The organism is Pseudonocardia sp. HH130629-09, assembly GCF_001294645.1.
Lineage (GTDB): Bacteria > Actinomycetota > Actinomycetes > Mycobacteriales > Pseudonocardiaceae > Pseudonocardia.
Genome location: NZ_CP011868.1, coordinates 3,308,501 through 3,320,896, shown reverse-complemented (window position 1 = coordinate 3,320,896; position 12,396 = coordinate 3,308,501). Strand labels below are relative to the sequence as shown.

The window sequence follows — 12,396 nt, the reverse complement described above, 5'->3', positions numbered from 1 at the left end:
GACGGTTCTACTGCACGTCTACTGCACGCGGGGGGAGGCCGGGCGCGGCCCGGCGTCCCCCGATCGGAGGGCCTCGACCTCGACGGTCAGGCCGCGCAGCCGGTGCCCTGTGGTGCGACGCAGGTCGGCGTCGATCCGCTCCCGGACCTCGGCGACGGAGGCCCGCACCGACCCGGGGTGGGCCAGGGTGAGCCGCAGTCGGACGTCGACCTCGCCGGCGTCGCCGGTCGTGCCGCCGCTGGTGGCCCCGACCGTGCCCTGCGCCGGACCCGGCCGCCGGGTCACCCGGGCGGTCGGTCCGGACTCGCCGACGTCGAGCCCGGCGACCCGCCGGGCGCGGTGCCGGGTGGCCGGTGCGGTGTCCGCGGCGTACTCGACGATCTTGCGCAGCACCGCCGGGTCGATCTCCAGGACGCCGCGCTCGGCGGGGTCGGGGAGGGTGCTCACCGGTCGCGGCCGCGGCCGAGGCCGGACAGGTCCAGCTCGCCGTCGAGGACCCGGCCGACGACCAGGCCGATGATGCCGAGCACCAGGGTGATGACGAAGGCCAGGAAGCCGCCGGTGGCACCGGCGACGCCCAGCAGGAGGCCCGCGAGCAGGCCGGTCTGGGTGGCGTTCATGAGATGTCCTCTCCGGGACGGGTGGGGCGGGGTGAGTGCCGGCCGGGCCGGTCGACCCGGGGGTGCGTGCGACGTCGGACGGTGCGGATCAGGGCCACCAGGACCCGGGTCGGCAGCGGCAGGTCGCGCACGATCTCGATCGGTGCGTCGTAGCGGTGGTCGTCGAGGCCGGGTGTCGGGCCGCCGCGCGGGTCGGCCGCCATGGCGCGGAAGCGGGCCAGCCCGGCGCGGAAGACCTCCGGGTCACCCCCGCGGTCGGGGTGGTGGGTACGGACGAACGAGCGGTAGGCCGACCGCTGCTCGGGGGTCAGGCCCCCGTGCGCGCCGGGGTCCGGCTCGGCCATCCCGTTCCCACCTCCACCTCAGGTGACCTCCACGTCGGTCACCGTCACGTCGACCGGGACCCCGTCGACCAACGGCGCGACCGATGCCCGCAGCGCCGCGACGGTAGCTGGGATCGGCCGGTCCAGGCGCAGCACCACCCCGATCTCGACCGGATCGTCGGCACGGCCGATCCCGACGCCGACCAGCCGCCGTCCGGGCAGCCAGGTCGCGACGGTGCCGAACGCGCCGCCGTCGAGCCGCACCACCGACGGGTGCGCGGCGACCGTCTCGGCGACCAGCTCGGCCAGGACGGCCGGGCTCCGTTCCGGCACCGTCACTCCACGACGCGGCCGGTCGGGGCGGGAGCCGCAGGGGCCTCGTCCCGGTTGTCGTCCTCGCCTGCCAGGTGGATGTCGTTCACCGAGATGGTGACCTCGATGACCTCCAGCCCGGTCATCCGCTCGACGGCGCCGATGACGTTGCGGCGCACGGCCGCGGCCAGGTCGGCGATGGCGACGCCGTACTCGACGACGACGTCCAGGTCGATCGCGGCCTGCTTCTCGCCGACCTCGACCGCCACGCCCGCGACGGTCGAGGCGCTGCTGGTGCCGCCGCCGGGAATGCGCTCGCGCAGCGCACCGAAGGCACGCGACGCGCCGGACCCCATCGCGTACACCCCGGAGACCTCGCGGGCGGCGATGCCGGCGATCTTCTGCACGACGGACGGGGCGATGGTGGTGCCGCCCTGACCGGTGCCCTCGGCGAGGCGTCCCGCGGGTGTCGAGGCGGAGGTGGTGGTCGGGGTGCCGGAGGTCATCGGTGCTCCTCTCACGGGCCGGCCCCGGGTGGGGGCCCGCCACGGTGCGTGTGGTGTCCCCCGTGAGATGCCCGTCCCCGGACCTCCCTCACGGTGATTCACCCGTTCGGCTCAGCCGGGATGGCGGCGGTGGCGCGGACGTAGTGCAGGAGCAGGGTCCCGTCGGCCGCCGCCTCGTGGCCGGCCAGGCGCAGCGCACGCGGTACGGGGAGGGGGTCCGGCCCGGTCGCGATCCGCCTCTCGGGGCCCCCGACCAGCACCGGGACCAGGGTGAGGCGCAGCTCGTCGACGACGTCGGCCCCGACCAGCGCGCCGAGCAGGGTCGGCCCGCCCTCGCACAGCACGGAGGTGTGGCCGCGGCGGGCGAGGGCGGTGAGCAGCGTGGTGGGGGAGAGATCGTCGAGCAGGACGACGTCGGCGCCCGCGGCGGCGAGCGCGGCCCGCCGGTCGGCAGGGGCGGCGGCCGTGGTGAGCACGACCGGTGCGGTGACGGTGTCGGTGAACAGCCGCGCGCCGGGGTCCAGCCCGGCCGACCCGGTCACGATGACGACCGGCGGTGCCGGCGCGGGCTGCCGCCCGTCCGGCCCGGGACGGCGCGGCCGGACCCCGCGGTAGCCCTCGTCCCGTGCGGTGCCCGCCCCGACGAGCACGCAGTCGGCGGACCGGCGCAGGGCGCGGAACAGGTCCCGGTCGGCGGGGGTGGACAGGCCGCCGGAGCCGGACCCGCCCGCGCTCACGGCACCGTCGGCGGAGCTGACCATGACCGCGGTGACCCGCGGCCGGACGGGCGGGGGACCGGACGCGGAGGGCTCGGTGGACACCCGCCGAGCATCCCGCCGTGCGGGCGACGTGACGCACGGGGGTGTTCTGTCGTAGGGCAGCCTCACTTATGGTGAGCGGAGCCGCACCGGATGGGTGGGGCATCCGGTCGAGCAGGGGGCCACGAGCAAGGTGAACGCGATCCGGGTCCGACCACCGTCGGTGCAGCAGCCGGCCCCCCCACGGCGGTCGTTGCGCCGCCGGCGGCTGATCGGGCTCGCGGCGCTGGCCGCGGCGCTGCTGCTCGCGGTGCTGGCCAGCATCGCGATCGGGACCAAGGTCATCCCGGTGAACGAGGTGTTCTCCGCGCTGGTCGCCCCTACCGGCAGCGAGAACGACGTGGTCATCCGCTCCCTGCGGATCCCGCGCACCCTGCTCGGGCTGCTGGTCGGGATCGCGCTCGGCCTGGCGGGCGCGCTCGTGCAGGGCTTCACCCGCAACCCGCTCGGCGACCCGGGCCTGCTGGGTGTCAACGCGGGGGCGGCGTTCTTCGTCGTCATCGGCATCTACGTCTTCGGCGTCAGCACGCTGTTCGGCTACGTCTGGTTCGCCTTCGCCGGCGCGCTGGTCGCCAGCGTCGTGGTGTTCGCGATCGGCACCCGGGCACCCGGCGGCGCCACCCCGGTCTCGCTGGCGCTGGCCGGCGCGGCGGTCAGCTTCCTGCTGCAGGCGGGCACGTCCTCGATGGTGCTGCTCGACGAGACCAGCCTCGACGCCTACCGGTTCTGGGTGGTCGGCTCGCTCGCCGGGCGCGACGCCGCGGTCGGGGGCCAGGTGGTGTGGTTCATCCTCGTGGGCACGGTGCTCGCGCTGGCCAGCGCGCCCGCGCTCAACGCGCTCTCCCTCGGCGACGACGTCGCCACCTCGCTGGGGCACTCGGTCCGCCGGACCCGGGTCGTCGGCGTCGTCGCGATCACGCTGCTCGCCGGTGCGGCCACCGCGGCCTGTGGGCCGATCGCGTTCCTGGGGCTGATCGTGCCGCACGTGGTGCGGGTGTTCACCGGGCCCGACCACCGGTGGCTGCTGCCCGCCGCCGGTCTCGCGGGGGCGGTGGTGCTGCTGCTCGCCGACGTCGTCGGACGGGTGGTGGCCCGCCCCGGTGAGCTGCAGGTCGGCATCGTGATCGCGCTGATCGGCGGGCCGTTCTTCATCGCGCTGGTGCGCCGACGCAAGCTGGGGGCCGTGTGAGCACGCTGACCGACCCGGACACCGGGCCCCGCTCGACCGTGGTCGTCCCCGGCCGCCGCGCCGTCCGCGCGGGCCGCTTCTCCGGTGTGCTGCGCGTGCGCACCGCGGTGGTGCTGCTCGTCTGCGCCGTCGCGCTGGTGCTGGCCGCCGCGGTCAACATGGGCCGCGGCGACTACCCGATCGCGATCACCGACGTGCTGGCGACGCTGTTCGGCGGCGGCGACGCGGGCCAGCAGCTCGTCGTGCTGGAGCTGCGGCTGCCGCGCACCCTGGTCGGCGCCCTGGTCGGCGGCGCGCTCGCCGTGTCCGGGGCCATCCTGCAGGCGGTCGCCCGCAACCCGCTGGCGAGCCCGGACATCATCGGTGTCCAGTGGGGCGCCAGTGCCGCGGCGGTGTTCATCATCGTGCTCGGCGGTGGCGCGGCCGGGGTCGGCGGCGCGTTCGCCTCGCTCGGCATCCCGCTCGCCGCCCTGATCGGCGGGCTCGTGGCCTCGGTCGCGGTGTACGTACTGGCCTGGCGCAAGGGCATCCAGGGCTTCCGGCTGGTCCTGATCGGCATCGGCATCCAGGCCTTGCTCGTCGCGGCGGTGCAGTGGCTGCTGACCGTCGCGCAGATCTACCAGGCCGCGCAGGCCCAGGTCTGGCTGAACGGCAGCCTCAACGCGCGCAGCTGGAACGAGGTCGTCCCGCTGTCGATCGCGATGCTGGTGCTCGTGCCCGCGGCGCTGGTCCTGGTGCACCTGCTGGGCGCACTGCGCTTCGACGACGACACCGCCCGCGGCCTCGGCGTGCGGGTGAACGGTGCCCGCACCGCGCTGCTGCTCGTCTCCGTCGGCCTCGCCTCGGTCGCGACCGCGGCCGCGGGCCCGATCGCCTTCATCGCACTGGTCACCCCGCAGATCGCGCGCCGGCTCTGCCGGGTCGGGACCCCGCCGATCGGGGTCTCGCTCGTGCTGGGCGCCGCGCTGACCGTGCTGTCCGACCTGATCGCCCGCACCGCACTGGGGTCCGTCGAGCTCCCGGTCGGCATCGTGACCGCGGTGCTCGGCGCCCCGTTCCTGCTGTACCTGCTCGCCCGCACCCGCCAGGAGGCCCGTCGATGAGCACCGTCGAGGACAGCAGTGTCGCGGAGGCCACCGCCTCCCCGACGACGACCGCGGGCGAACCCGTCCGCCCCGGCGAGGTCCGGCTGTCGGCCGAGCAGGTCACGCTCGGTTATGGCGACCGCACCATCGTCGACGGGCTGGACCTGGAGGTGCTGCCCGGCGCGGTCACCACCGTGATCGGCCCCAACGGCTGCGGCAAGTCCACCGTGCTGCGCGCGCTGGGCAGGCTGCTGCCCGCCCGGGCCGGCCAGGTGCTGCTCGACGGCAAGCGGATCGACCGCACCCCGACCAAGGAGGTCGCGCGGGTGCTGGGGATCCTGCCGCAGTCGCCGCTGGCGCCCGAGGGGCTCACCGTCGGCGACCTCGTCGCCCGCGGTCGGCACCCGCACCAGGCCTGGTACCGGCAGTGGTCCTCGGACGACGAGCGCGCCGTCGCCGAGGCGCTGACCTGGACGGGCCTGTCCGACCTCGCCGAACGCCCGGTCGACGAGCTGTCCGGCGGCCAGCGCCAGCGGGCCTGGATCTCGATGGCCCTGGCCCAGGAGACCGACCTGCTGCTGCTCGACGAGCCGACCACCTTCCTCGACCTGGCCCACCAGGTCGACGTGCTGGAGCTGGTGCGGCGGCTGCAGTCCGAGGCCGGTCGCACCGTGGTCATGGTGCTGCACGACCTGAACCTGGCGGCCCGCTACGCCGACCGGCTCGTCGCGATGAAGGACGGCCGGATCGTCGCGGCGGGTCCGCCGGCCGAGGTCGTCACCGAGGAGCTGCTCGCCGACGTGTTCGGGCTGCGGGCCCGGGTGCTGCCCGACCCGGTCACCGGCACCCCGTTGGTCGTGCCGGACGCGGGCCCGTCGCTGCGCGCCCCGGAGCCGATCGCCGAGGCATGATCTCCGGTGTGACCCCCGGCGACGACCGACCACCCTTCCTCGCCACCCGCGCGGTGCACGCGGGCAACGACGTCGACGCCGGGACCGGCGCGATCCGCCGCCCGATCGTCGCGGGCAACTCCTACGCCCTGCCCGAGGACCCCTCGGAGCTGGACTGGTCGGGCACCGCTACCCCGCTCTACACCCGCAACGGCGGGGCGAACCAGGGCTGGCTGGAGGACAAGCTCGTCGCCCTGGAGGACCCGGCCGGGGTGTCGCCGGGCGGGTGCGCCGCGGTCGCACTGGCCTCGGGCGTCGCGGCGCTGCACGCGGTGTTCTTCACGTTCCTGCGGGCCGGCGACCACGTCGTCAGCTCCGACGTGACCTACGTCGCCACCCACCGGCTGCTCACCGAGCTGCTGCCGGGCCGGTGGGGGATCACCGCCACCCTGGTCGACTCCTCCGACCCGGAGGCGGTGCGCGCCGCGCTCCGCCCACGGACCCGGCTGGTGCACGTCGAGACCCCGGCCAACCCGACCACCCGGATCACCGACGTCGACGCCGTCGCCGCGATCGCGCACGAGGCGGGCGCCCTGCTCAGCGTCGACGCCACCTTCGCGACGCCGGTGCTGCAGCGTCCGCTGGAGCGGGGCGCGGACCTCGTCGTGCACTCGCTGACCAAGTACGTCAACGGCCACGGCGATGCGATGGGCGGTGCCGTGCTCGGTCGCCGTGAGCTCGTCGAGCGGATCCGGGCCGACGCCATGGTCGACGCCGGGGGAGTCATCAGCCCGTTCAACGCCTGGCTGATCGCCCGGGGCGCGGTGACCCTGCCGATGCGGATGCGCGCGCACTGCGCCGGCGCGCAGCAGGTCGCGGAGTACCTGGAGTCCCGCGCGGAGGTCGCCTACGTGGCCTACCCGGGTCTGGCGTCGCACCCGCAGCGCGCGCTGGCGGCCCGGACCCTCGACGGCGGGTACGGCGGCATGCTGGCCTTCGCCCTGGACGGGCCGCCGGAGCTGCAGAACCGGTTCGTCGCAGGCCTGCGCGTCATCACCTCGGCGGTGTCACTGGGCCACGACGAGTCGCTGATCGTGCACGTCGGGGCCGGTGGCGACGGCCGGGCGGCGCACTTCCCGCCGGAGTTCCGCCGCCTCGGGCACCTGCGCCTGTCGGTGGGGCTGGAGGACCCGCGCGATCTCGTCGCCGACATCGCGCGGGCCCTGGACGCCGTCGCGGGCGGCCTCAGCCGATGAGCGACCGGCCGACGATCTCCTTCATGATCTCGTTCGTGCCGCCGTAGATCGCCTGTACGCGGGAGTCGACGAACGCGCGGGCGATCGGGTACTCGAGCATGTAGCCGTAGCCGCCGTGCAGCTGCACGCAGCGGTCGACGACCCGGTTCTGCAGGTCCGAGCACCACCACTTGGCCCTGGCCGCGTCGGGCACCGACAACTCTCCCTCGCCGTTGTGCTCGGTGATGCAGCGGTCCACGAAGACCCGGGCGATGGACACCTCGGTGTCCATCTCGGCGAGCTCGAAGCGGGTGTTCTGGAAGTTCGCCACCGGGCGGCCGAAGGCCTTGCGCTCCTTGGTGTACTCCAGCGTCATCTTCACGGCGGCCTCGGCGCCCGCCACCGAGGCGACGGCGATCGAGAGCCGCTCCTGGGCGAGGTTCTGCATGAGGTAGACGAAGCCCTGGCCGACCTCGCCGAGCCGGTTCGCGTCGGGCACCCGGACGTCGGTGAAGCTCAGCTCCGCGGTGTCCTGGGCCTTCATGCCGACCTTCTTCAGGCGGCGGCCGCGTTCGAAGCCCTCCATCCCGCGCTCCACCACGAACAGGGTGAAGCCGAGGTGCTTGGCGTCCGGGTCGGTCTTGGCGACGACGATCACCAGGTCGGCCAGGATGCCGTTGGTGATGAAGGTCTTGGAGCCGTTGAGGATCCAGTCGTCGCCGTCGCGACGGGCGTTGGTCGCGATGCCCTGTAGGTCCGAGCCGGTCCCGGGCTCGGTCATGGCGATCGCGGTGATCAGCTCGCCGGAGCAGAAGCCGGGCAGCCAGCGCTTCTTCTGCTCGTCGGTGCACAGCCGCAGCAGGTAGGGCTGCACGACGTCGTTGTGCAGCGGGAAGCCGATGCCGCTCGCACCGGCCGCGACGATCTCCTCGGCCAGGATCGCGTTGTAGCGGAAGTCGTCGACCCCGCCCCCGCCGTGCTCCTCGGGGACCGCGGTCCCCAGCAGGCCGGCCGCGCCCGCCGCGGTCCATACCGCTCGGTCGACCTGGCCGTCCTCCTCCCACTGCTCGTGGTGAGGGGTGACCTCCTTCGCGATGAAGGTCCGGCACAGGTCACGGAACGCGTGGTGCTCGTCGTCGAAGATCTCGCGCTGCATGGTCGGCAGTCTCACATACCGACGGGTAACTCCGGTCGTCCTCGCGGGCCGTCGATGACCCACGCGTGCCGATAGGGTGCGCCCGTGGATCTCGTGGACGCCGTCGCCAACGTGTGGGACCGGGCCGTGGTCGGCCACCTCGCCGACCTGCGCCGGATGCCGCGGGACGCGGTGGTGGGCTCCCCGCAGGGGATCCTGTTCCGGTACCGCCCGTTGTCCGGCGTGGATCCCTCCGAGGGTGCGCCGGTGCTGCTCGTGCCGCCGCTGGGTGCCCCGGACTTCGCCTACGACCTGCGCCGCGGCTGCTCGCTGGTGGAGCACCTGCTGCAGCAGGGCCGGACCGTCTACCTGATCGACTACGGGCCCAAGTCGTTCTCCGACCGCACCCTGGGCATCGAGAGCTGGGTCGACGAGCTACTGCCCGACACGGTCCGCCGGGTCGCCGAGGAGACCGGCGACGAGGTGCACCTCGTCGCCTGGTCGCTCGGCGGGATCTTCGCGCTGCTCACCGTCGCCGCCGCGGTGCAGGCACGCGACCCGCTGCCGGTGCGCTCGGTCGCCGCGATCGGCACTCCGGTCGACATCTCCCGGGTGCCGCTGGTGGCGCCGTTCCGGCCGCTCGCGCAGATCAGCGGTGGCCGGCTGGTCTCGTCGATCTACCGGGCCGTCGGCAGCTTCCCGGCGCCGATGGTGAGCTGGGCGTTCCAGCTGACCGCGGTGGACCGGCTCGTCACCAAGCCGCTCGCGATCGCCTCGCGGATCGACGACCGGGACTGCCTGGCCCAGATCGAGGCCGTCGACCACCTGATGAGCAACATGCACGGCTACCCGGGCCGGGTGTTCGGGCAGCTGTTCCACCTGTTGCTCCGCAGCAACGATCTCGCGAGCGGCGGACTGCGCCTGGGCGGGCGCGACGTGGAGCTGGCCGACGTCGGGGTGCCGGTGCTCGTCGTCGCCGGGCGGGACGACGTCATCGCCCCGCTGCGTGCGGTCCGCGCCGGCGTGCCGCTGCTGACCGGCAGCCCCGAGGTCCGGTTCACGACCTCGCCGGGCGGGCACCTGGGCGTGCTGACCGGGCGCCGGGCCCGGGACACGACCTGGCCTGAGCTCGACCGGGCCCTGGCCGACTGGGACGCCGCCGCGGACGCCCCCGACGACGAGGCAGGCCCCGCGGTCGGCGCCTGACCGAGCGGCGCCGGAGTCGGGCCGGCCCTGCCTGCCCGGCCGTGCCGCCTGCCCGGCCGTGCCGCCTGCCCGGCCGTGCCGCCTGCCCGGCCGTGCCGCCTGACCGGCCTGGTCGCCTGACTGGTCTCGTCGGCGCTGCTGCCCGACCGGCCCCGCCGCCTGACCGGCCCCGCCGGTGCCGACGGACCGGCCCCGCTCGGGCCTCGGCCCGCGCGTCGGTCCGCGCCGCGTGCTGGCTCCGCGCTGCGTCGCGGTGATCCGCGGTCCGCGCACTGATCCCGAGCGCCGAACGGATCAGAGGGATTGACCGGTGAGGTGACTAAGTGATTTAGTCACTTTATGACGGCAGGGGAGACGTTGTCGGAGCGCCTGGCCGACGACATCATGGACATCATCCGGACCGGGAACCTCGGCCCGGGGGACCAGCTCGCGTCCTCCCGCGACCTGGCGCGACGGTTCGAGGTCACCACCCCGACCGTCCGCGAGGCGCTGCGACGCCTGGAGGCCACCGGTGCGGTGGAGTTTCGGCACGGCTCGGGCACCTACGTCGGCGACGGGGTCGGGCGGCGGCTGCTCGCGAACCCGCACCGTCCGTCGCGGACCTCCGACGGCGTGCACGAGCTGATCCGCGCCCGGCTCGTCCTGGAACCGTCGATCGCGGCCGCCGCGGCCCGGGAGCGTGACACCGCCGGGCTGGCGATGCTCGCCGAGAGCGTCACCAACGCCCTGCACCCGCCGGTCCGCGACCACCGCCCGGCCGTGCACTTCCACGTCGCACTGGCCGCGACCAGCGGCAACGCCCTGCTCCGCGAGACGGTGGAGGCGCTGCTGCACATCCGCGCCCGCGACCAGGTCGAGATCCGGCACCGCTACGACGACCGCGAGCGCGACCACGCCGAGCACGTCGCGCTGCTCGACGCCGTCCGCGGGGGCTACCCGGACCTGGCCGAGCGGCTCTGCCGCCAGCACCTCACCTCGATCGCCGAGGCGGTGGGCGCGTGAGCACGCGACGCCTGGGGGAGATGACGACGGTCGAGGCCGCGGCCGCCGTCGTCGACAGCCCGGTCGTGCTGCTGCCGGCGGGAGCCTTCGAGCAGCACGGGCCGGGGCTGCCGCTCGCGACGGACCTGATCCGCGCCGAGGCGGTTTGCGACCGGGTCGCCGTGGCACTGGGCGGCACCGCGGTGGTCGGGCCGTCGTTGCCGGTCGGGGTGTCGCCGCACCACCTGGCCTTCGCCGGGACGGTCAGCCTGACCACCACGACGTTCGCCACGCTCGTGCGCGAGTACGTCGAGGGCCTGTACCGGCACGGCTGGCGCAAGATCTGCGTGGTCACGGGGCACGGCGGGAACGACGCCACCCTCGCGACGGTCGCGCAGGATCTCCTCGCCGCACGCCCGGACCTGCAGTTCGCGTGGAGCCCGCTCACCCCGCTGGCCGCCGACGTCGTCGCCGCGGCCGGGCCGCCCGAGGTCAGCGGGCACAGCGGGCAGGCCGAGACGGCGCAGATGCTCGCCGTCGCACCGCACCTGGTGCACACCGACCGGCTCGCGGCCGGGACCACCCGGCTCACCGAGCTCGATGCCTTCGGCGCACTGGCCCGGCGGCGCGGTGGTCCGACGCTCACCGCGCCCTACGACCGCCTGTCGGAGAACGGGGTCCTCGGCGAACCCCGCCGGGCCGACCCGGAGCACGGCGAGGCGATCGTCGCCGCGATCGTCGACCGGATCACCGACTTCGTCACGGAGTGGCTCAGGGCCTGACGCCCTCCGACCCGTGCGGACCCACAGCACTCCCGCGGTGGCGCCACCGGTGCCCCCGTCGCACGACCTGCCCGTGACCGGGCGGGACCAGCACCGGCCGTCGACGACGCCGTCCGAAGGGAACCCCCATGTCCGCACCGAGCCCGTCAGCGCCGAGATCGTCAGCACCGAGGCCGACGGCAGCGCCACGACCCGCGACAACTCCGTCCGCTCCGGCGGCTGTGACCCGACGCCCGGGCAGAGCCCGCCTGCGTGCCGTGGCGACGGCCTGCCTCGTCGCGGCCGCCCTCACCACCGGCGCCGCCGTCGCCCCGACCGCCTCCGGCGCGCCCGCCTCGGGCGGGACGCCCGGCCCCGAGACGACGGCCGGACCCGCCGGCACCGGCACGGCCCCCGGGCGGCCCGGCCCCGGCGCGGCCCCCGGCCCGGTCGGAGCTCCGACCCCCGGCTGCGGCACCACACCGCCGCAGGCAGCGGGCACGACCGCCGTCCGCACCGTCGACAGCGGCGGCCGGGAACGCGGCGTGCGGGTCCACCTGCCCGACGGCTACCGCCCCGACCGGCCCATCCCGGTGGTCCTGGTCTTCCACGGCCGCGGCAACGACGGCGCCACCACCGAGAACTTCTCCGGCCTGTCCGGGCTGCCCGCCGTCGTCGCCTATCCCGACGGGGTCCCCGGGGGAGAGGGCAAGCGGTCCTGGCAGGGCGCTCCGTACTCGGCGCCGGGCGTCGACGACGTCGCCTTCACCGGGGACCTCCTCGACGACCTGGAGTCCACCCTCTGCGTCGACCCCGGCCGGGTCTTCGCCACCGGCAAGTCCAACGGCGGCGGTTTCACCGAGATCCTGGCCTGCCGGATGTCCGACCGGATCGCCGCGATTGCCCCGGTCGCGGGCGCCTACTACCGCGACGGCGAGCCGCCGTGCCGGCCCGGCCGCCCGGTCCCCGCGCTGTTCGTGCACGGCACCGGGGACGCCACGATCCCCTACACCGGCGACGCCGACCGCGGCCTGCCCGCGATCCCGGCTAAGGTCGCCGAGTGGGTCGCTCGCGACGGCTGCCGGGCCCGCCCGCAGACCCGCCGGATCGAGCCCGACGTCACCATCGCGACCTGGCGGGGCTGCCGCGACGGAGCCCGGGTGGCGCACGTCGCCGTCGACGGCGGCGGGCACACCTGGCCCGGCGCGACCGCCTACTCCGGCGGCGGCGTCACGACACGGACCGTGCGCGCCACCGCGCTGATCGGGGACTTCTTCGGGCTCGGGGGTCCGCGGTGAGCGCGCCCGCCGGCACGTCGGACCGGGAGCTGCCCCG

15 protein-coding genes are annotated in these 12,396 nt (G+C 75.1%); 8 read left to right on the top strand and 7 right to left on the bottom strand.

The window, feature by feature from the left end:
- Positions 1–18 precede the first annotated feature (18 nt).
- From XF36_RS15235 to XF36_RS15215, 6 genes are all read right to left on the bottom strand, one after another.
- Positions 19–447, bottom strand: coding sequence for a hypothetical protein (locus tag XF36_RS15235; RefSeq protein ID WP_060712493.1), 429 nt, complete (start codon positions 445–447; stop codon positions 19–21).
- Positions 444–620, bottom strand: a complete 177-nt coding sequence (locus tag XF36_RS31615) for a hypothetical protein (protein WP_020622970.1) — start codon at positions 618–620, stop codon at positions 444–446. The genes XF36_RS15235 and XF36_RS31615 overlap by 4 nt, the downstream gene beginning before the upstream one ends.
- A complete protein-coding gene (locus tag XF36_RS15230) occupies positions 617–964 on the bottom strand; it encodes a hypothetical protein (protein WP_060712492.1) in 348 nt (115 codons plus the stop codon). The genes XF36_RS31615 and XF36_RS15230 overlap by 4 nt, the downstream gene beginning before the upstream one ends.
- A gap of 18 nt (positions 965–982) precedes the next feature.
- On the bottom strand, positions 983–1,276 hold the full coding sequence (locus XF36_RS15225) for a hypothetical protein (RefSeq protein ID WP_064485611.1): 294 nt from the start codon (positions 1,274–1,276) through the stop codon (positions 983–985).
- Positions 1,277–1,278: 2 nt separating this feature from the next.
- Positions 1,279–1,761, bottom strand: a complete 483-nt coding sequence (locus XF36_RS15220) for an Asp23/Gls24 family envelope stress response protein (RefSeq protein ID WP_060712491.1) — start codon at positions 1,759–1,761, stop codon at positions 1,279–1,281.
- A gap of 98 nt (positions 1,762–1,859) precedes the next feature.
- A complete protein-coding gene (locus XF36_RS15215) occupies positions 1,860–2,582 on the bottom strand; it encodes a dihydrofolate reductase family protein (RefSeq protein WP_238588895.1) in 723 nt (240 codons plus the stop codon).
- A 130-nt stretch (positions 2,583–2,712) separates the two neighbouring features.
- Here XF36_RS15215 and XF36_RS15210 point away from each other — a divergent pair, with 130 nt between their 5' ends.
- The 4 genes from XF36_RS15210 to XF36_RS15195 are packed head-to-tail and all read left to right on the top strand — an operon-like array spanning position 2,713 to position 6,999.
- The gene (locus XF36_RS15210) at positions 2,713–3,768 is read left to right on the top strand and encodes a FecCD family ABC transporter permease (RefSeq protein WP_082375845.1); all 1,056 of its coding nucleotides are present in this window, start codon (positions 2,713–2,715) and stop codon (positions 3,766–3,768) included.
- Complete coding sequence (locus tag XF36_RS15205) at positions 3,765–4,871, top strand: FecCD family ABC transporter permease (protein WP_238588894.1); 1,107 nt, start codon at positions 3,765–3,767, stop codon at positions 4,869–4,871. The genes XF36_RS15210 and XF36_RS15205 overlap by 4 nt, the downstream gene beginning before the upstream one ends.
- Complete coding sequence (locus XF36_RS15200; RefSeq protein WP_082375440.1) at positions 4,868–5,764, top strand: ABC transporter ATP-binding protein; 897 nt, start codon at positions 4,868–4,870, stop codon at positions 5,762–5,764. Before XF36_RS15205 ends, XF36_RS15200 begins: the two co-directional genes overlap by 4 nt.
- 8 nt (positions 5,765–5,772) lie before the next feature.
- Positions 5,773–6,999 (top strand): trans-sulfuration enzyme family protein, encoded by a 1,227-nt coding sequence (locus XF36_RS15195; RefSeq protein ID WP_238588893.1) that lies wholly within the window; start codon positions 5,773–5,775, stop codon positions 6,997–6,999.
- On the opposite strand, the gene XF36_RS15190 is transcribed toward XF36_RS15195, so the two are convergent.
- Positions 6,989–8,134, bottom strand: coding sequence for an acyl-CoA dehydrogenase family protein (locus tag XF36_RS15190; protein ID WP_060712489.1), 1,146 nt, complete (start codon positions 8,132–8,134; stop codon positions 6,989–6,991). The two genes, XF36_RS15195 and XF36_RS15190, sit on opposite strands and share 11 nt — an antisense overlap.
- 84 nt (positions 8,135–8,218) lie before the next feature.
- Between XF36_RS15190 and XF36_RS15185 the strand changes: the two genes are divergently transcribed.
- From XF36_RS15185 to XF36_RS15170, 4 genes are all read left to right on the top strand, one after another.
- Positions 8,219–9,319, top strand: coding sequence for an alpha/beta fold hydrolase (locus tag XF36_RS15185; protein ID WP_064485437.1), 1,101 nt, complete (start codon positions 8,219–8,221; stop codon positions 9,317–9,319).
- 339 nt (positions 9,320–9,658) lie between these two features.
- Positions 9,659–10,321, top strand: coding sequence for a FadR/GntR family transcriptional regulator (locus tag XF36_RS15180; RefSeq protein ID WP_060712488.1), 663 nt, complete (start codon positions 9,659–9,661; stop codon positions 10,319–10,321).
- Entirely contained in the window at positions 10,318–11,082 is a 765-nt protein-coding gene (locus tag XF36_RS15175; RefSeq protein WP_060712487.1) for a creatininase family protein, read from the top strand. The genes XF36_RS15180 and XF36_RS15175 overlap by 4 nt, the downstream gene beginning before the upstream one ends.
- Positions 11,083–11,339: 257 nt before the next feature.
- Positions 11,340–12,359: an alpha/beta hydrolase family esterase gene (locus tag XF36_RS15170; RefSeq protein ID WP_238588892.1), complete on the top strand. Its 1,020-nt coding sequence runs from the start codon at positions 11,340–11,342 to the stop codon at positions 12,357–12,359.
- The last annotated feature ends 37 nt before the right edge of the window (positions 12,360–12,396 follow it).